The organism is Streptomyces sp. NPDC020192 (assembly GCF_044388685.1).
Lineage (GTDB): Bacteria > Actinomycetota > Actinomycetes > Streptomycetales > Streptomycetaceae > Streptomyces.
In genome coordinates, this window is sequence record NZ_JBIRXG010000017.1 from 40,549 (window position 1) to 58,357 (window position 17,809).

The window sequence follows — 17,809 nt, forward strand, 5'->3', positions numbered from 1 at the left end:
GCTGGCGCGTGGGCGTCAGGAACCCATCGCAGCTCGGTCGGACTCGCTGCGAAGAACGCAGAATTCGTTCCCTTCGGGGTCAGCAAGGACTGCCCAGCCAGTCCCATCGGGATTCCGGAGATCGGAGATCAGGGTGGCACCGAGGCCGAGCAGCCGTTCCACCTCCTGCTCACGCGATGTCTCAGGGCGCAAACACAGATGGATCCGGTTCTTGATCTTCTTGGACTCGGGCACCTGGTTGAAGTACAGCACTGGACCCTCCGCCAGCAGCACCTGAGTCTCCCGGTTTCCCGGTTTGTCCTCCGGATGCAGTGGACGGCCAGTCACTCTGCTCCAGAACCGGGCCAGCTCGTAGGCGTCCGCACAGTCAATCGCCACGTTCTGCAATATCGAAACCATGCGCGCGAGCCTTCCCCACTTCCGCCCCAGACGCCACCGAGTTGCGCTCAGCCTTCATGCACACAGCTCAAGCCCATGGCAGTACTTTCGATACACGCTCTAGATCTCCAAGTCGACATGTCGCTCAGTTCTCGCGCGTCGCGAGCGCGAGGAAGCGTGCGTCCTCGTCGACGTACGACGTCATGCGCCACCCCGAACGGGCCAGCAGCGGGCCGAGGTTGGCCTCGGCGCGCAGATCGTCCGGGGTGATCCGGCGGCCCTGCCGGGCCGCGAGGGCCGCACGGCCGATGGGGTGGAACAACGCGAGCGTGCCGCCCGGCCGCACCACGCGCCCCAGCTCCCGCAGGTTGTCCACCGGGTGCGGCAGATGGGCGATCAGACCGGCCGCGAACACGGCGTCCAGGGCCTGCGACCGCAGTGGCAGCGCGCCGACGTCCGTGAGCAGTAGCCGCCCGTCCCGGTCCCGACCCGCCTGTACCGCCGCCTCGAGCATCTCCGGCGTCAGGTCGGCGCCCAATACCACCCCGGAGGGGCCCACGGCGGCCCGGAGCGGCGGCAGGGCTCGCCCGGTGCCGCAGCCCGCGTCCAGCACACGGTCACCCGGCCGCAGCCCCAGCTCGGCCACGGCGGCCGCGTAGGCGGGGCCGTCGTCGGGAAACCGACTGTCCCAGTCGGCGGCCCGGGCACCGAAGAACTCCTGCACATGCGTGTGGTCGTCGCTCATGTTCCGCATGATTCCTCACCGTCAAGGGGGATACGTAGGCGCACATGTTCGGACCGGACCCGATCGCTCCGTCGCATCCGCCTGTCATATTCCAGCACGTTTCGAAATGCGCCCCCTGTGTGCGCCTGTGCCCCCTAGCGTCCTTTGGCCATGGGACACCTGGACCACGCCGCCTTCGGCTGGCTGACCCCCGCGCTGTCGTACGTGATGGCCTGTATCGGCGCGGCACTCGGACTGCGCTGCACCGTCCGCGCGCTCGCCACCACCGGCCGCTCGCGCCGCAACTGGCTCGTCACCGCGGCCTCCGCGATCGGGACCGGCATCTGGACCATGCACTTCGTGGCCATGCTCGGCTTCCGCGTCAGTGGCACCGACATCCGCTACGACGTACCGCTGACCATCCTCAGCCTCCTCGTCGCCATGGTCGTCGTCTGCGCCGGCGTCTTCGCCGTCGGCTACAGCCGCGACCGCAACCGGGCGCTCCTGCTCGGCGGACTCACCACCGGGCTGGGCGTCGCCAGCATGCACTACCTGGGCATGGCGGCGGTCCGGCTGCACGGAGACGTCCGGTACGACCCCGTCCTCGTCGGACTGTCGGTGCTGATCGCCGTCGTGGCGGCGACCGCGGCCCTGTGGGCCGCCCTCAACATCAAGTCGCCCCTCGCGGTCACCGTCGCCTCCCTCCTCATGGGGGCGGCCGTCAGCAGCATGCACTACACCGGGATGTTCGCGGTGAGCGTGCGTGTGAACCCCTCCGGCGAGGCCTTGCCCGGGGCCACGGCGATGCAGTTCATCTTCCCCCTCGCCGTCGGCCTCGGGTCCTATCTCTTCATCACCTCGGCCTTCGTCGCCCTCTCGCCCACAGCCGACGAGCGCGAGGCGTCCGCCTCCGCCCAGCGGCCCGTCGAGACCGCCGCCCGCTAGCGGGATCCCGGCTCGAGCGCCCCGACCCACGTCCCGAGCGAGGAGGCCATGCGCCCACCCCGTACCGCCCCGAAAACCGGCGCCCCGGCACGCCCCCCGCGCGGCCGCCGCGCGCACGCCGGACCGCCCGCCGACGAGGTCACCGACCGCCTCCTCGGCACCTCGCCGGACAACGCACGCACGCGCGTGAATCGCCGGAACCTGCGCCCTCGCACCGTGCGCGCCAAGGTGGTGAGCCTGCTGATGGTGCCCGTCGTCTCCCTGCTCGCCCTGTGGGCCTATGCCACCGTGACCACCGCCCAAGACGTCGCCAGGCTGCGCCAGTCCCAGCGGGTCGACGCCGAGCTGCGCGCCCCGCTGGCCGCGGCCGTCGCCGCCCTGCAGACCGAGCGCACCGCGGTCGTGCGCCACGCCACCGCGCCGGGCACGGACGACGGCAGCGACCTCCAGGGCCTGGCCGCCCGCACCGACCGGGCCGTCGCCGCGCTGCGGCTCGGCGGCAACAGCACCGTCGCCGACAGCGAGGAACTGCCCGCCGGGGTCTCCGGCCGCCTCGAGGCCTTCGTCACCGGCGCCGAGCGTCTGCGCGCGCTGCGTACGGCCGTTCTCGACCACAAGGCCGGCTGGAACACGGTGTACGCGCAGTACACGAAGACCATCGGGGCCGCCTTCGCCGTGGACGGTGCCCTCACCGGCATCCAGCAGGCGGACGTCGGCTCCGACGCGCGCGTACTGCTCGAATTCTCGCGGGCCGCCGAGACGCTGGCCCAGGAGGACACCTTGCTGGACGGCGGTCGGACCACCGACCGTCTCCAGGGCGAGCGGCTACGGCTGTTCGGCGCCGCCGTCGCCGCGCGCCGCGCCCTCACTGACACGGCCGTCGCCGATCTGCCCGCCGCCCAGCGTGCCGCCTGGCGGGACCTGGCTGACAGCGACTCATACGCCGCCCTCGGCAGCGCCGAGGACAAGATCCTCGCCGTCGGGCCGGGCGCCAAGCCGGCCGGCACGGCACCGCAGGCCGCCTGGAACGCCGCCCACGCGCGCGTGCAGGACGGAATGCAAACCATCGCGACGGACACGGGCCGGACCGTCGCGGGCCGCGCCGACCCGGTCACGCGCGGACTGCTCAGCCCCGCCGGCGCCGCCGTACTCCTCGGCCTGGCCGCTGTCGCCGCCTCGCTGGTCATCTCCGTCCGCATCGGACGAGGGCTCGTGGTCGAGCTTGTGAGCCTGCGCAACGACGCCCTGGAGATCGCCCGCCGCAAACTACCGGAAGCGATGCACAGACTGCGCGCGGGCGAGGAACTCGACATCCAGGCGGAGGCACCCGCGGGACCACCGGCCGAGGACGAGACGGGCCAGGTCTCGGAAGCCCTGACCACCGTCCACCGGGCGGCCCTGCGCGCCGCTGTGGAACGCGCCGAACTCGCCAGCGGCATCTCCGGAGTCTTCGTCAACCTGGCCCGCCGCAGCCAGGTACTGGTCCACCGCCAGCTCAGCCTGCTCGACAGCATGGAGCGCCGCTCCGACGATCCCGACGAGCTCGGCGACTTGTTCCGCCTGGACCACCTCACCACCCGGATGCGGCGCCACGCCGAGAGCCTGATCATCCTCTCGGGGGCGGCACCCGGCCGGGCCTGGCGCATGCCCGTGTCGCTCACGAACGTCGTACGGGCCGCCGTATCCGAAGTCGAGGACTACGCGCGCGTGGAGGTGCGCCAGTTCCCCGAAGCCCGCGTCATCGGCGCGGCCGTCGCCGACCTCACGCACCTGCTCGCCGAACTCGTGGAGAACGCCGCCCAGTTCTCACCACCCCACACGCGCGTGCGCGTCACCGGCGAGCCCGTCGGCAACGGATACGCCCTGGAGATCGAGGACCGGGGTCTGGGCATGGGCGCCGATACCCTCGCCGAGGCCAACCGGCGCATCGAACAGTCCGAAGCGCTCGACCTGTTCGACAGCGACCGGCTCGGACTCTTCGTGGTCAGCCGGCTCGCCTCCCGGCACGACGTCAAGGTGCACCTGCGGACCTCCCCGTACGGCGGCACGACCGCCGTCGTCCTGCTGCCCACGGCCCTGCTCCACAACGGCTCGGCCGACACCGCGTCCCGGCGGTACGAACAGGCCCACGACGAGCAGCAACGCGCGTACGCGCACGTGCCCGCTGCGAGCCGGCATCAGGAGGCCGTCACCGCGCGGCCGGACCGCCCCGCCCTCGCGGCCACCGCTCCCGGCCCGTACGGCACGGCCGACGAGGTCGGCCGCCACGACCAGGCCGAGGAACCGGTACGAGGCGGCATCGCCGACGCAACCCCGCCTCCCGGAGTCACCCCCTTGCGGCCGCACCGCCCGCCGCACGACGCCGAGCCCTCCGACGACCTCCCGCGCCGTGTGCGCCAGGCCAGCCTCGCCCCCCAGCTCCGGCAGCAACGCCCCGAAGAGCCGGCACCTCCACGCGCGCGTGACGACGACCGGCGCACCCCCGAACTGGTGCGGGACCGCATGACGGCCTACCGCGACGGCTGGGCACGCGGCGGCGGCAGGCAGCCCGGCCACGGTGCCACCCCGGAACCCGAAACGGCCAGTGACAGCAGCGAAGGAGACCCGGCATGATCCAGGACCCCAACACGAGGACCGGCCAGCGATCCGGCGATCTGGACTGGCTGCTCGACGACCTGGTGATGCGGGTGAGCGAGGTACGGCACGCCGTCGTGCTCTCCAACGACGGGCTGGCCGTCGGCGCCTCCACCGGCCTCGCACGCGAGGACGCCGAGCATCTCGCCGCCGTCGCCTCCGGCTTCAACAGCCTCGCCAAGGGCGCGGGACGGCACTTCGGAGCGGGCGGCGTGCGGCAGACCATGGTCGAGATGGACGACGCGTTTCTCTTCGTGGCCGCCGCGGGCGACGGTTCCTGCCTCGCCGTACTCACCGCCGTCATCGCCGACATCGGACTGGTCGCCTACGAGATGGCGCGCCTGGTCAAGCGGGTCGGCGAGCACCTCTACACACCAGCCCGCGTCACAGCACAGCCGCCCGCCGCCGGATGAGCCGGAAAGCCGGTACCGATGACCGAGAACCCGATGGACGGCCCGCGGGAGCCGGGCAGCCAGTGGTACGACGGCGAGGCCGGGCCCCTGGTCCGGCCGTACGCCATGACCGGCGGACGCACCCAGCCGGGGCCCACCGGAGTGCGCTTCGACCTGATCGCCCTCGTCACCCTCGTCCCCGCGGCCCCGGCGCTCGACGACGACACCGCGCTCGGCCCAGAACACCGGACTCTGATCCGGCTGTGCCGCACGGAGACACAATCCGTCGCCGAACTCGCCGCGGACGCGGACCTCCCCGTCGGCGTGGTCAGGGTGCTGCTCGGGGACCTCCTGGAAGTCGGTTGTGTGACCGTCAGCCGTCCCGTGCCCCCGGCTCAGCTGCCTGACGAGCGGATCCTGCGCGAGGTCATCGATGGATTGCGAGCGCTGTAGATGACCGCGTGGAGCACGCCGTGCGCCCCATGGCATCCCCATCCGTGCGCATTGCGCCACCGGCCGTGCGTGAGTCGGTCACATCAGGTGTATTTCGGTCCCACCGCCCGTCAGGGCGCCCCATTTGTGATGATGCTGGCTTCACGCCCGAAGCATGCGGACGCCGGTCGCGACCGGTCCTCCCGAGAGAAGTGATCATGGTCTCCGAGCACTCCGACGCCGCCGGTGACACCGCCGCGCTGGCGCTGAAGATACTGGTCGCCGGCGGATTCGGCGTCGGCAAGACGACCCTGGTCGGGGCCGTCAGCGAGATCCGGCCGCTGCGAACCGAGGAACTGCTCAGCCAGGCGGGGCAGTTGGTCGACGACACCGACGGAGTGGACCAGAAGGTCACCACCACCGTCGCCATGGACTTCGGGCGCATCACGATCCGCTCCGGCCTGTCCCTCTACCTCTTCGGCACTCCCGGGCAGGACCGCTTCTGGTTCCTCTGGGACGAGTTGTCGCAGGGCGCCCTCGGCGCCGTCGTCCTCGCGGACACCCGGCGCCTGGAGGACTGCTTCCCCGCCGTCGACTACTTCGAGCACCGGCGCATCCCGTTCGTGGTGGCCGTCAACTGCTTCGCGGGCGCCCGCGCCTATGGCGCCCACGACGTCTCCCGCGCCCTCGACCTGGACCGCGGCACCCCCGTGGTGCTGTGCGACGCGCGCGACCGGGACTCCGGCAAGGAAGTCCTGATCCGGCTCGTCGAGTACGCCGGGCGGATGCACACCGCCCGGCTCCTGGACTCGGTCGGCTGAGGCGGGTTGCCGCTTTGTGTGCCGTCCGGGGTGAACGCCCGACATTGCCTGTCGGTCATCTTCTGCGCCATGCGTCCATCCGGCTTGCCCGGACGCCGGTCGTGGGGAAGGCTGGCGGGGAGTTCCTCCAGTCAGGGGGAGCCATCGCACGGGGAGACGGAGATGGCGCAGAACCAGGGACTCGGCTGGCTCCTGGACGATCTGACCGAGCGGGTGGACCATGTGAGGCACGCCCTCGTCCTGTCGAACGACGGACTGGTCACGGGCGCGAGTACGGGCCTACGCCGTGAGGACGCCGAGCATCTGGCCGCCGTGTCGTCGGGGCTGCACAGCCTGGCCAAGGGTTCGGGACGCCACTTCGGCGCGGGCAGGGTGCGCCAGACCATGATCGAGTACGACGACGCCGTGCTGTTCGTGACCGCCGCGGGCACCGGCAGCTGTCTGTGCGTGCTCAGCGCGGCGGAGGCCGACATCGGTCAGATCGCCTACGAGATGACCCTGCTCGTCAACCGCGTCGGCGAACACCTCGGCGTCGACGCCAGACAGCCCGAGCGATCCCCCAACACAGAACTCTGACCTGCGAGTTTCCCTGCCTTCGTGGAGTTATCCACAGGCTCGCCATGAGGTGCGCAGAACCGGCTACGGTGTGTACACGGCTCGCGCACAGGGCGTGAGTCTCCACTCCACGGGGGAGTTACGACCATGTCGGCAAGCATCTTCAGCCCGCCCCGGCCCGTCACGTGCACCCCGAGCCACGCCGCTCGGGAACTGGGTCTCAAACGAAGCGAGTTCGACCTCGCCGTGCATCTCGGGTACATCCGCACCGTGCCCGACGAAGGCGGGAGAGGAGCCCGGCGGATCGAGCGCGCGGAGATCGACCGCCTTCGTGCGCAGGACGACTTCCCGGAAGCCCTGCGCGAGCGTGTCCGGGTGGTGGGCACCACCGAGGGCGCCGCGCTCATGGAGATCCCGGCCGGCCGGTTCACCCGCCTCGCCCGTCTGGGGTTGCTGGTGCCCGTGACGTGGTACCTGAACCGATACCGCGCCGTGGTCTGGCTCTATCTGGCCGAAGACCTGCGGAACTTCACCCTGGAGGCCGAGCACGCACACCTGCTCAAGGGGCGCACGCCAGAGACCCTGCGTGGCCAACTGGAGGCGGGAGTGGACCTGCGTGCCCGCAACTGGCGCGGACGTCACCTCGGTTTCCTGCTGCGGCAGTCCGAGGCCCCGTGGGCCCGAGCCGGAGCCGTGGCCTCCTTCATCGCGCCCGTCGAGATCGCCGACGTCGTCAAGGACCCATACGAACGGGCCTACTTGAACCGCTTCCGGCCCGCGCCACCCGGCCAGGGCACCCCGGGATCGCCCGCGGCACACCTCGCCGAACGGATCGGCATCGCGCAGGACGCGGACGAGATCGACTGGCTGCGCGGCGAGCTGGCCCAGGCCGTCGAGGAGGCTCGCTCTACCGCACCCGCCCCGCGCCCGGCCACCTGCCGCGCCGCGCCGCCGGTACGTGCGGTCGCGCGGCCCATTCCGCCCCTGGCCCGAACGGTCACACGGCTCACGGAACCGACGGCACAGGCGGCGGAGATGGAGGAACCGCCTGTTGTGCGGGCGCCGGAGGTGAACGGAGAGCCTGCGTCCGGGGTGCCTGAGCCCAAGACCGAGCCGGCGCTCCGCACACCTGAGTCGGACGGTGAGCAGTCGGCTTCGGCACTTGAGCCTGACGAAGGCCCGGTGTTCGGTGCGCCCTGGCCGGATGGTGAGGCGGCGAGCCGGGGGGCCGAGTGGCAGGGCAGGCCGGTGGGACAGTCGACCAGGCCACCGGCGCGCCGGGCCCGGCGGCCCGAGCAGGACCGGGCCCCGGCGAACCGCAGCCTGCGCGGCTGGTTGCGCCGCAGAAGCCCACGGCCCGCGCGTATGTGAGCAACCTGGTCGCAGTCGCAGTCGCAGTCGCAGTCGCAGTCATGGTCGCCGGCCCGCTACAGGGCCCTGAACAGACCTGCCTGGACGACCGAGACGAGCAGGCGCCCCTGCAGGTTGTAGATGCGCCACGGGCCAGGCCGCGCCCGCCGGTGGCGATCGGATCTGCGGGTCAACCCAGCTTGCGGAACAGCCCCTCCTGCACCACGGACACGATCAGTTGCCCTTCGAGGTTGTAGATGCGGCCCCGGGCCAGACCCCGGCCGCCCACCGCGATCGGCGACTCCTGGTCGTACAGGAACCACTCGTCCGCGCGAAACGGCCGGTGGAACCACATGGCGTGGTCCAGTGAAGCCAGGTCGAAGTTCCGCGGACCCCACAGGGGTTCGACCGGGATACGGACCGCGTCCAGGAGGGTCATGTCGCTGGCGTAGGTCAGCGCGCACGTGTGGACCAGCGGGTCGTCTCCCAGCGGTCCGACCGCGCGCATCCACACGGCGCTGCGCGGCTCGGACCCCTTGATCTCCTCGGCGTTCCAGCGCAGCCGGTCGACGTACCGGATGTCGAAGGGCTGTCGGCGTGCCATCCGCTGCAACTGCTCGGGCAGCGCGCCCAGGTGCTTGCGGATCTCCTCGGAGACCGTCGGCAGCGACTCCGGGTCCGGCACCTCGCGGGCCGGCGGCAGCTGGTGCTCGAACGGTCCTTCCTCAGGCTTGTGAAAGGAGGCGGTCAGATTGAAGATCGTGCGGCCCTGCTGTACGGCCGTGACCCGGCGCGTCGTGAACGACCGTCCGTCGCGGACCCGCTCCACCTGGTACACGATCGGCACCCCGGGACGGCCCGGGCGCAGGAAGTACGCGTGCAGCGAGTGCACCGGGCGGTCGCCGTCCGTGGTGCGGCCGGCGGCGACCAGCGCCTGGCCCGCCACCTGGCCGCCGAACACCCGCTGCAAGGACTCCTGCGGGCTGAGGCCGCGGAAGATGTTGACCTCGATCTGCTCCAGGTCGAGCAGGTCGACCAGTCTCTCGGCTGGGTTCGTCATCGGTGGGTCTCTCCTTGGCTCACACCAGGTCGAAAACGGCTCACAGCTGGCCGACATCGGTGACACGGACGACCGCACGGCCCTCGGCGTCCGAGGCCGCGAGGTCGATCTCCGCGCTGATGCCCCAGTCGTGGTCGCCGTTCGGGTCGTCGAAGATCTGGCGGACGCGCCAGAGGCCGTTCTCCGGCTCCTCCTTGATCACCAGCAGCTTGGGGCCGCGGGCGTCCGGGCCGGTGCCGAGGTCTTCGTACTCGTCCCAGTACGTGTCCATCGCCTCGCCCCAGGCCTCGGCGTCCCAGCCGGCCTCGGCGTCCAGCTCGCCCAGTTCGCCGACCTGGTCGAGGGCGGCCAGCTCCACGCGGCGGAACATGGCGTTGCGGACCAGCACCCGGAAGGCGCGCGCGTTGGTGGTGACAGGCTTCACCTCGTCGGCCTTCTCCCGGGCCTCCTCGGCGGTCATCTCCTCCGGGTTCGCGAGCTGCTCCCACTCGTCCAGCAGGCTGGAGTCCACCTGGCGCACCATCTCGCCGAGCCACTCGATCAGATCCTGCAGGTCCTCGGACTTGAGGTCGTCCGGGATGGTGTGGTCGAGGGTCTTGTAGGCGCTGGCGAGGTAGCGCAGCACGATGCCCTCGGTGCGAGCCAGCTCGTAGAAGGACACCAACTCGGTGAAGGACAGCGCCCGTTCGTACATGTCCCGGATGACGGACTTCGGCGAGAGCGGGTGGTCGCCGACCCACGGGTGGCTCTTGCGGTAGGTGTTGTACGCGTGGAAGAGCAGCTCTTCCAGCGGTTTCGGGTACGTGACGTCCTGGAGGCGCTCCATACGCTCCTCGTACTCGACGCCGTCCGCCTTCATGGCGGCCACGGCCTCGCCGCGCGCCTTGTTCTGCTGGGCGACGAGGATCTGCCGCGGATCGTCCAGGGTGGACTCGACCACGGACACCATGTCGAGGGCATAGGACGGCGACTCGGGGTCGAGGAGTTCGAACGCGGCGAGCGCGAACGTGGACAGCGGCTGGTTGAGCGCGAAGTCCTGCTGCAGGTCGACCGTGAGCCGGACGATCCGGCCCTCGGCGTCGGGCTTGTCGAGCTTCTCCACGATCCCGCCGTCGAGCAGCGAGCGGTAGATCGCGATCGCCCGGCGGATGTGCCGGAGCTGCTGCCTGCGCGGCTCGTGGTTGTCCTCCAGGAGGTGACGCATCGCCTCGAAGGCGTTGCCCGGGCGGGCGATCACCGACAGCAGCATCGTGTGCGTGACCCGGAAGCGCGAGGTCAGCGGCTCGGGCTCGGAGGCGATCAGCTTCTCGAAGGTGTTCTCCGTCCAGCCGACGAAGCCCTCCGGCGCCTTCTTGCGCACCACCTTGCGGCGCTTCTTCGGGTCGTCGCCCGCCTTCGCCAGAGCCTTCTCGTTCTCGATGACGTGCTCGGGCGCCTGCGCCACGACGAGTCCGGCCGTGTCGAAGCCGGCCCGGCCGGCCCGGCCCGCGATCTGGTGGAACTCGCGGGCGCGCAGCGTGCGCACGCGGCTGCCGTCGTACTTGGTCAGCGCTGTGAACAGCACCGTACGGATGGGCACGTTGACGCCCACGCCGAGCGTGTCCGTGCCGCAGATGACCTTCAGCAGACCGGCCTGGGCGAGCTTCTCCACGAGGCGGCGGTACTTGGGCAGCATGCCCGCGTGGTGGACGCCGATGCCGTGCCGGACGTAACGGGAGAGGTTGCGGCCGAACTTGGTGGTGAAGCGGAAGTTGCCGATCAGCTCGGCGATCTGGTCCTTCTCCTCACGCGAGCACATGTTGATGCTCATCAGTGCCTGCGCCCGCTCCACGGCCTGCGCCTGCGTGAAGTGGACGATGTACACGGGGGCCTGCCTGGTCGCCAGCAGATCGGTGAGTGTCTCGGTGAGCGGGGTGAGCTGGTACTCGTAGGAGAGGGGGACCGGGCGGGTGGCCGAGCGGACCACCGAGGTGGGGCGGCCGGTGCGGCGCGTGAGGTCCTTCTCGAAGAACGACACATCGCCCAAAGTGGCCGACATCAGGATGAACTGCGCCTGAGGGAGCTCGAGCAGAGGGATCTGCCAGGCCCAGCCGCGGTCGCCCTCCGCGTAGAAGTGGAACTCGTCCATGACGACCTGGCCGACGTCCGCGTTCTTGCCGTCGCGCAGCGCGATCGAGGCCAGCACCTCGGCGGTGCAGCAGATCACGGGAGCGTCGGCGTTCACGGAGGCGTCGCCGGTGAGCATGCCGACGTTCTCGGTGCCGAAGAGCTTGCACAGCTCGAAGAACTTCTCCGACACCAGCGCCTTGATCGGGGCGGTGTAGAAGGTGACCTCGTCCCGGGCCAGGGCGGCGAAGTGCGCGCCCGCGGCGATCATGCTCTTGCCGGATCCGGTGGGCGTCGAGACGATCACGTTCGCCCCGGAGACCGCCTCGATCAACGCCTCCTCCTGGTGGGGATAGAGGGTGAGGCCGCGCTCCTGCGCCCACGACTCGAAGGCTTCGTACAGGGCGTCGGGGTCGGCGGTCGGCGGCAGCTGATCGATGAGGGTCACGCACCCATCTTGCCTGGCCTCGTCCCCGAGAGGGGAATCGGCTGTGGGGACGAAGATCATGGCAGCTACGCTGTGTCGCCGACGGAGGGTCAGCGTGCCGGGTCAACTGGACAGCGGCACACGAGGAATGGGGCGGGAAGCGGCCATGATGGGACCAGCACACTCACTGTCGGGGGCCGCGGCCTGGCTCGGCGTCGGAGCGGCCGCCGCCGCGGCCGGGCACCCGATGCCCTGGCCCGTTGTCCTCGTCGGCGCGCTGATCTGCGCCGGTGCGGCACTCGCCCCGGACCTCGACCACAAGGCGGCGACCATCTCGCGCTCCTTCGGTCCGATCTCCCACTGGATCTGCGAGATCGTGGACAAGCTGTCCTACGCCGTCTACAAGGCGACCAGGATGAAGGGCGACCCTCGCCGCAACGGTGGCCACCGCACGCTGACGCACACCTGGCTGTGGGCGGTGCTGCTCGGCGCAGGCTGCGCGGCAGCGGCGGTCGCAGGCGGCCGCTGGGCGGTGCTGGCGATCCTCTTCGTGCACATGGTGCTGGCGATCGAGGGTCTGCTGTGGCGGGCGGCCCGGGGTTCCAGCAGCGATGTCCTGGTCTGGCTGCTGGCGGCGACCAGCGCGTGGATCCTCGCGGGGATCCTGGACAAGCCCGGCAACGGCTCCGACTGGCTGTTCACGGCGCCGGACCAGCGGTATCTGTGGCTGGGCCTGCCGATCGTGCTAGGCGCGCTGGTGCACGACCTCGGGGACGCGCTGACCGTGTCCGGCTGCCCGGTCCTGTGGCCCATCCCGGTGGGCCGCAGGCGCTGGTACCCGGTGGGACCGCCGAAGGCGATGCGGTTCCGGGCCGGCAGCTGGGTGGAGCTGAAGGTGCTGATGCCCGTGTTCATGCTGCTCGGCGGCGTGGGCTGCGCGGCCGCGCTCAACGTGATCTGACCCGGCGGCTCCGGCGGCGGGGCGGTCCCTGTGGTCCGTCCCGCCGCTCCGGCCCGCAGGGGCCGAGTGATCGCCTCCGCTCAGCGGGCCTCGCCCGAATCGGCTCCGCCGTACCGGCGCTCGAAGCGGGCGATGCGGCCCTCGGTGTCGACCGTGCGGGCCTTGCCCGTGTAGAAGGGGTGGCTCTCCGAGGAGATCTCCACGTCGATCACCGGGTAGCTCTCGCCGTCGTCCCACTCGATGGTCTGTTCACTCTGCGCGGTCGACCGGGTGAGGAACGCGTATCCGGCGGCGCGGTCGCGGAAGACCACGGGGTGGTAGTCGGGGTGCTTGTCCTGCTGCATGGCGGCTCCTCGTGCGGGGCGGTCGGGCCGGGGGCGGGCGGGTCAGCCGGACAGGGAGTCCTCGTCGACGATGTGCATCGCGGCCTCCTCGGCGGAGGCGGCGGCGCCGTCGATGCCGACGTCGGTGGCGACCAGCGCGGCCTCGTCGTCCTCGTGTGCCCCCTCGTCGGGGGCCACCAGGCGACCGGAGCGGAGGTTGCCGACCTCGTTGTCCAGGAGTTCCCCGTCGGTGCCGTCGCAGTCGCCGATGTCGTCCCCGCCGCCGGGCAGGTCGAGATCGGGCTGTTCCTCGGCCAGCCGCTGGTCCAGGGTCTCGCCCGCCTGGCGCTCGGCCGCCGTCACACCCGTGTGTTCCACCGCCCACGGCCGCTCCGGAGGGGACCAGCCTCGGTCGAGCGGGTCGTCGACGCCGTCGAAGTCCAGTGTGTCCTCGACGTCGAGCACCCCCGAGTCCTCCCGGATCTCCGAGGAATCGGGCTGGTAGACGTCGTCCCCCCAGCTGTCGGCGCTGTCCACGAGTACCTCCGGGTGATGAGGACGGCCGCATGCCACCGCAACGGGCGGTGGGCCGCCGGCATGCGCGGCACGGGTGTCACACACCGCGAACCGGACGGTCCGCCGGCGCTCCCCGAACCGGTGCCGCTCTCCAGCCTTCCACCCCGGATCGGCACCGCGCAACGGCACGGCCCCCGGCAATGGCCTGCGCACGGGTACGGCACCCCGGCAGGGCCCACCGCGATGCGGGTCGCCGGAACCCGGCGGCGTCTCGTTTCGGCTGGGGCAGTGCCCAGGGCGGGCCCGGCTGCCGAGACCCGGCCGGCCTGCCCTCCGGCTGTGGCGGCCCCCGCGCCGGGCCGGTCGGCCACGGTACGGCCGCCCCGTATTACGGCGGTCGAAGGCACCCCGGTACCGCGCATCCCGAACAGCCGCGGCACCGTGGTCCCCCTGGCCCGCGCCATCACCGGGTCGGCCGCCGCGAACATCGTGACCGGGGTGACCGGCACCGGCGACAGATCATCCGCCGCCGTACCGGTCACCGTGAGGCCCGGCGGATCCTCACCCGTGCCAGGACCGCCACAGGGCCGCGTACGCGCCGTCCGCCGTGACCAGCTCGTCATGGCTGCCCAGCTCGCTGATGCGGCCGTTCTCCACGACGGCGATCACGTCGGCGTCATGGGCGGTGTGCAGGCGGTGGGCGATGGCGACCACGGTGCGGCCGTCCAGGACGCGGGCCAGGGAGCGTTCCAGATGGCGTGCCGCGCGCGGGTCGAGCAGCGAGGTCGCCTCGTCCAGGACCAGCGTGTGCGGATCGGCCAGCACCAGCCGGGCCAGCGCGATCTGCTGGGCCTGCGCCGGGGTCAGGGCAAGACCGCCGGAGCCGACCTCGGTGTCCAGGCCGTCGTCCAGGGCCCGCGCCCAGCCGTCCGCGTCGACCGCGCCCAGGGCCGCCCACAGCTCGGCGTCGTGCGCACCGATGGGGGTCCCCCCGCTCGAGCGGAGCCGAGAGTGGGGGAGGGCCAGCAGGAGGTTGTCGCGCAGGGAGCCGACGAAGACGTGGTGCTCCTGGTTGACGAGGGCGACGTGCGAGCGGACGCGTTCGGCCGGCATCCGGGACAGCTCCGCGCCGCCCAGGGTGATCCTGCCGTCCCGGGGTGCGTAGATCCCGGCGAGCAGCCTGCCCAGCGTGGACTTGCCCGCGCCCGAGGGGCCGACCAGGGCCAGCCGGGTGCCCGGGGCGACCTCCAGCGAGACCTTGCGCAGCACGTCGACGCCCTCGCGGTAGCCGAAGTGCACCCGCTCGGCGGACACGTCCCGCCCGTCGGGGGCCAGCGAGGCGTCCCCGGCGTCCGGTTCGATGTCCCGCACCCCGACCAGACGGGCCAGCGACACCTGGGCCACCTGCACCTCGTCGTACCAGCGCAGGATCAGGTTTACCGGGTCGACGAGCATCTGCGCGATCAGGGCCCCGGTGGTCAGCTGGCCGACGCCGAGCCAGCCGTGCAGGACGAACACGCCGCCGACCATCAGGACCGAGCCGAGCACGGTGACGTGGACGGCGTTGATGACCGGGAAGAGTACCGACCGCAGCCACAGGGTGTAGCGCTCCCAGGCCGTCCACTCCCTGATCCGCCGCTCCGACAGGGTGACGCGGCGGGCGCCCAGGCGGTGCGCCTCGATGGTGTGGCCCGCGTCCACGGTCTCGGCGAGTGCGGCGGCCACGGCGGCGTACCCGGCGGCCTCGGAGCGGTAGCCGGAGGGCGCCCGCTTGAAGTACCAGCGGCACCCGGCCACCAGCACCGGCACCGCGAGCAGCACGGCGGCCGCCAGCGGAGGAGCCGTCACGACGAGCCCGCCGAGCAGCAGCAGCGCCCATACGACACCGATCGCCAGCTGCGGCACGGCCTCGCGCATCGCGTTGGCCAGACGGTCGATGTCGGTCGTGATCCGGGAGAGCAGGTCGCCGGTGCCCGCCCGTTCCAGCACGCCCGGCGGCAGTCCGACGGACCGGACGAGGAAGTCCTCGCGCAGGTCGGCCAGCATCCGCTCGCCGAGCACCGCCCCCCGCAGCCGCACCTGCCGTACGAACACGGCCTGCACGGCCAGCGCAAGCATGAACAGCCCGATGGTCAGGTCGAGTTGAAGGCCACGGGACCGGTCGGAGACCCGCTCGACCAGGCCGCCGAGCAGGTAGGGGCCCACCATGGAGGCGATCACGGCCACCGTGTTCACCGCGATGAGCATCAGGAAGGCCCGCCGATGCCGTCGGAACAGCTCGGTGACGTAGGCGCGCACGGTCGCGGCCGCGCCGACGGGCAGGGTGGTGGCGGTCGTCGGGGCCGCCGGGTCGTACGCCGGTGGCGCAACGCCGATCATGCGCTCTCCTCGATCTCGTCCAGCTCCTGGAGGGTGTCCAGCAGGACCTCTTCGTCGGCCGCGGCCAGCTCTTCGTCCGTCTCGCGCGTCACCACGGCCCGGTACCGCGGCTCGCTGTCGACCAGTTCACGGTGCACGCCGACCGCCACGACCTCGCCCTTGTGGACCAGGGCGACCCGGTCCGCGCGATCGAGCAGCAGCGGCGAGGAGGTGAACACCACCGTCGTCCGGCCCGAGCGCAGCCGCCGCAGCCCGTCCGCGATCCGGGCCTCGGTGTGCGAGTCGACCGCGGAGGTCGGCTCGTCCAGCACCAGCACCTCGGGGTCGGTGACCAGCGACCGGGCCAGTGCGAGCCGCTGGCGCTGGCCGCCGGACAGGGAGCGGCCGCGTTCGGTGATGCGGGCGTCCATCGGGTCGGCGGCGTCCAGCGATCCCTGGACGAGCGCGTCCAGGACGTCGTCGCACTGCGCCGCGGCCAGCGCGTCCGCGGCCGGTACGGCTCCGGAGGCGGGCACGTCGAGCAGTTCGCGCAGCGTGCCGGACAGCAGCACCGGGTCCTTGTCCTGGACGAGGACGACGCTGCGGGCGCTGTCCAGCGGGAGTTCGTCCAGGGCGACACCGCCGAGCAGCACCGAGCGGCCCGGCTCGGTGGGGTGGCCGCCCAGCCGCTCCGCGAGCCTGCCCGCCGCGTCGGGGTCGCCGCAGACCACGGCGGTGAGCCGGCCGGCGGGAGCCAGCAGACCGGTTTCGGGGTCGTGCAGATCCCCGGCCGGCACCTCGGCCTCGCGGGTGCCGTCGGTGGCCGTGGCCCGCTTCAGCGACAGCACCCGGGCCGCCCGTTTGGCCGACGGACGGGAGAAGGAGTAAGCCATGGCGATCTCCTCGAAGTGCCGCAGCGGGTAGTTGAGGATCATGACCGCGCTGTACACGGTGACGAGTTCACCGACCGTGATCCGGCCCTGGCGGGCCAGATGGGTGCCGTGCCAGACGACGGCGATGATCAGCAGTCCGGGCAGCAGCACCTGGACGGCGGAGATCAGGGACCACATCCGGGCACTGTGCACCGCAGCGTGCCGTACCTCCTGCGAGGCCCGGCGGTAGCGGTCGAGGAACAGCTCCTCGCCGCCGATGCCGCGCAGCACACGCAGACCGGCGACGGTGTCCGAGGCCAGCTCGGTGGCGCGGCCCGCCTTCTCGCGCTGGACGTCGGCGCGGCGCGTGGCCCGGGGCAGCAGAGGCAGCACCGCGAGCGCCACGACGGGCAGTCCGACCGCGACGACCACGCCGAGGGCGGGCTGGTAGACGAGGAGGCCGACACCGACCACGACAACGGTGAGGGCGGCCGCGGTGAACCGGGAGACCGCCTCGACGAACCAGCCGATCTTCTCGACGTCGCCGGTGGAGACGGCCACGACTTCGCCGGCCGCGACCCGCCGGGTCAGGGCGGAGCCCAGCTCGGCGGCCTTGCGGGCCAGCAGTTGCTGGACCCGGGCGGCGGCGGTGATCCAGTTGGTGACGGCGGTCCGGTGCAGGAAGGTGTCGCCGACGGCGATTCCCGTGCCGCACAGCAGCATCAGACCGCCCGTCAGGGCGAGTCGGGTGCCGGAGGATTCGACTACCGCCTGTACGGCGAGGCCGACGCAGAAGGGCAGGGCGGAGACGGAGACGAAGTGCAACAGGCCCCAGGCGAGGGACTTCAGCTGCCCGCCCAGCTGGTTCCGCCAGAGCCACCACAGGAAGCGGGGACCCGAACGCACGTCCGGGACGCCCGGATCGGAATACGGAAGGTCTTGAATCTGCATGACG

General features: G+C 71.7%; 15 protein-coding genes and 1 pseudogene. 8 read left to right on the forward strand and 8 right to left on the reverse strand.

The window, feature by feature from the left end; all coding sequences use genetic code 11:
- Positions 1-15: 15 nt before the first annotated feature.
- Positions 16-399, reverse strand: coding sequence for a VOC family protein (locus ACH47Z_RS29400; RefSeq protein ID WP_225102625.1), 384 nt, complete (start codon positions 397-399; stop codon positions 16-18).
- A gap of 124 nt (positions 400-523) precedes the next feature.
- Positions 524-1,123 (reverse strand): class I SAM-dependent methyltransferase, encoded by a 600-nt coding sequence (locus tag ACH47Z_RS29405; RefSeq protein WP_399078914.1) that lies wholly within the window; start codon positions 1,121-1,123, stop codon positions 524-526.
- A 150-nt stretch (positions 1,124-1,273) separates the two neighbouring features.
- Between ACH47Z_RS29405 and ACH47Z_RS29410 the strand changes: the two genes are divergently transcribed.
- The 7 genes and pseudogenes from ACH47Z_RS29410 to ACH47Z_RS29440 form a co-directional block, all read left to right on the forward strand.
- Positions 1,274-2,047 (forward strand): MHYT domain-containing protein, encoded by a 774-nt coding sequence (locus ACH47Z_RS29410; RefSeq protein ID WP_399078916.1) that lies wholly within the window; start codon positions 1,274-1,276, stop codon positions 2,045-2,047.
- A 48-nt stretch (positions 2,048-2,095) separates the two neighbouring features.
- Positions 2,096-4,660 carry a nitrate- and nitrite sensing domain-containing protein gene (locus ACH47Z_RS29415; RefSeq protein WP_399078918.1) on the forward strand — a complete coding sequence of 855 codons (2,565 nt, stop codon included), beginning with the start codon at positions 2,096-2,098 and terminating at the stop codon, positions 4,658-4,660.
- Complete coding sequence (locus ACH47Z_RS29420) at positions 4,657-5,094, forward strand: roadblock/LC7 domain-containing protein (protein WP_399078920.1); 438 nt, start codon at positions 4,657-4,659, stop codon at positions 5,092-5,094. The genes ACH47Z_RS29415 and ACH47Z_RS29420 overlap by 4 nt, the downstream gene beginning before the upstream one ends.
- An 18-nt stretch (positions 5,095-5,112) precedes the next feature.
- Positions 5,113-5,526 carry a DUF742 domain-containing protein gene (locus tag ACH47Z_RS29425; protein ID WP_399078922.1) on the forward strand — a complete coding sequence of 138 codons (414 nt, stop codon included), beginning with the start codon at positions 5,113-5,115 and terminating at the stop codon, positions 5,524-5,526.
- Positions 5,527-5,723: 197 nt separating this feature from the next.
- On the forward strand, positions 5,724-6,326 hold the full coding sequence (locus ACH47Z_RS29430; protein WP_399078923.1) for a GTP-binding protein: 603 nt from the start codon (positions 5,724-5,726) through the stop codon (positions 6,324-6,326).
- Between the two features lie 162 nt (positions 6,327-6,488).
- A complete protein-coding gene (locus ACH47Z_RS29435; RefSeq protein ID WP_399078926.1) occupies positions 6,489-6,902 on the forward strand; it encodes a roadblock/LC7 domain-containing protein in 414 nt (137 codons plus the stop codon).
- A 126-nt stretch (positions 6,903-7,028) separates the two neighbouring features.
- Positions 7,029-7,865 (forward strand): annotated as a pseudogene (locus tag ACH47Z_RS29440) (DUF6397 family protein); the annotation flags it as partial.
- A gap of 556 nt (positions 7,866-8,421) precedes the next feature.
- Here ACH47Z_RS29440 and ACH47Z_RS29445 read toward each other — a convergent pair.
- A complete protein-coding gene (locus ACH47Z_RS29445; RefSeq protein ID WP_399078928.1) occupies positions 8,422-9,291 on the reverse strand; it encodes an acyl-CoA thioesterase in 870 nt (289 codons plus the stop codon).
- A gap of 40 nt (positions 9,292-9,331) precedes the next feature.
- Positions 9,332-11,845 (reverse strand): DEAD/DEAH box helicase, encoded by a 2,514-nt coding sequence (locus ACH47Z_RS29450; protein WP_399078931.1) that lies wholly within the window; start codon positions 11,843-11,845, stop codon positions 9,332-9,334.
- 145 nt (positions 11,846-11,990) lie between these two features.
- Between ACH47Z_RS29450 and ACH47Z_RS29455 the strand changes: the two genes are divergently transcribed.
- Complete coding sequence (locus ACH47Z_RS29455; protein ID WP_399078933.1) at positions 11,991-12,785, forward strand: metal-dependent hydrolase; 795 nt, start codon at positions 11,991-11,993, stop codon at positions 12,783-12,785.
- 80 nt (positions 12,786-12,865) lie between these two features.
- On the opposite strand, the gene ACH47Z_RS29460 is transcribed toward ACH47Z_RS29455, so the two are convergent.
- The 4 genes from ACH47Z_RS29460 to ACH47Z_RS29475 form a co-directional block, all read right to left on the reverse strand.
- Positions 12,866-13,129 carry a type B 50S ribosomal protein L31 gene (locus tag ACH47Z_RS29460; RefSeq protein WP_399078935.1) on the reverse strand — a complete coding sequence of 88 codons (264 nt, stop codon included), beginning with the start codon at positions 13,127-13,129 and terminating at the stop codon, positions 12,866-12,868.
- A gap of 42 nt (positions 13,130-13,171) precedes the next feature.
- Positions 13,172-13,645, reverse strand: a complete 474-nt coding sequence (locus ACH47Z_RS29465) for a DUF5709 domain-containing protein (protein ID WP_399078937.1) — start codon at positions 13,643-13,645, stop codon at positions 13,172-13,174.
- 540 nt (positions 13,646-14,185) lie between these two features.
- The gene (locus ACH47Z_RS29470; protein WP_399078939.1) at positions 14,186-16,003 is read right to left on the reverse strand and encodes an ABC transporter ATP-binding protein; all 1,818 of its coding nucleotides are present in this window, start codon (positions 16,001-16,003) and stop codon (positions 14,186-14,188) included.
- On the reverse strand, positions 16,000-17,805 hold the full coding sequence (locus tag ACH47Z_RS29475; protein ID WP_399078941.1) for an ABC transporter transmembrane domain-containing protein: 1,806 nt from the start codon (positions 17,803-17,805) through the stop codon (positions 16,000-16,002). Before ACH47Z_RS29475 ends, ACH47Z_RS29470 begins: the two co-directional genes overlap by 4 nt.
- Positions 17,806-17,809 lie beyond the last annotated feature (4 nt).

What these genes read in the sequence shown, in the direction of transcription:
- ACH47Z_RS29400 (WP_225102625.1), bottom strand. Translation starts at nt 399, where the DNA reads ATGGTTTCGATATTGCAGAACGTGGCGATTGACTGTGCGGACGCCTAC.
- ACH47Z_RS29405 (WP_399078914.1), bottom strand. Translation starts at nt 1,123, where the DNA reads ATGAGCGACGACCACACGCATGTGCAGGAGTTCTTCGGTGCCCGGGCC.
- ACH47Z_RS29410 (WP_399078916.1), top strand. Translation starts at nt 1,274, where the DNA reads ATGGGACACCTGGACCACGCCGCCTTCGGCTGGCTGACCCCCGCGCTG.
- ACH47Z_RS29415 (WP_399078918.1), top strand. Translation starts at nt 2,096, where the DNA reads ATGCGCCCACCCCGTACCGCCCCGAAAACCGGCGCCCCGGCACGCCCC.
- ACH47Z_RS29420 (WP_399078920.1), top strand. Translation starts at nt 4,657, where the DNA reads ATGATCCAGGACCCCAACACGAGGACCGGCCAGCGATCCGGCGATCTG.
- ACH47Z_RS29425 (WP_399078922.1), top strand. Translation starts at nt 5,113, where the DNA reads ATGACCGAGAACCCGATGGACGGCCCGCGGGAGCCGGGCAGCCAGTGG.
- ACH47Z_RS29430 (WP_399078923.1), top strand. Translation starts at nt 5,724, where the DNA reads ATGGTCTCCGAGCACTCCGACGCCGCCGGTGACACCGCCGCGCTGGCG.
- ACH47Z_RS29435 (WP_399078926.1), top strand. Translation starts at nt 6,489, where the DNA reads ATGGCGCAGAACCAGGGACTCGGCTGGCTCCTGGACGATCTGACCGAG.
- ACH47Z_RS29445 (WP_399078928.1), bottom strand. Translation starts at nt 9,291, where the DNA reads ATGACGAACCCAGCCGAGAGACTGGTCGACCTGCTCGACCTGGAGCAG.
- ACH47Z_RS29455 (WP_399078933.1), top strand. Translation starts at nt 11,991, where the DNA reads ATGATGGGACCAGCACACTCACTGTCGGGGGCCGCGGCCTGGCTCGGC.
- ACH47Z_RS29460 (WP_399078935.1), bottom strand. Translation starts at nt 13,129, where the DNA reads ATGCAGCAGGACAAGCACCCCGACTACCACCCCGTGGTCTTCCGCGAC.
- ACH47Z_RS29470 (WP_399078939.1), bottom strand. Translation starts at nt 16,003, where the DNA reads ATGATCGGCGTTGCGCCACCGGCGTACGACCCGGCGGCCCCGACGACC.
- ACH47Z_RS29475 (WP_399078941.1), bottom strand. Translation starts at nt 17,805, where the DNA reads ATGCAGATTCAAGACCTTCCGTATTCCGATCCGGGCGTCCCGGACGTG.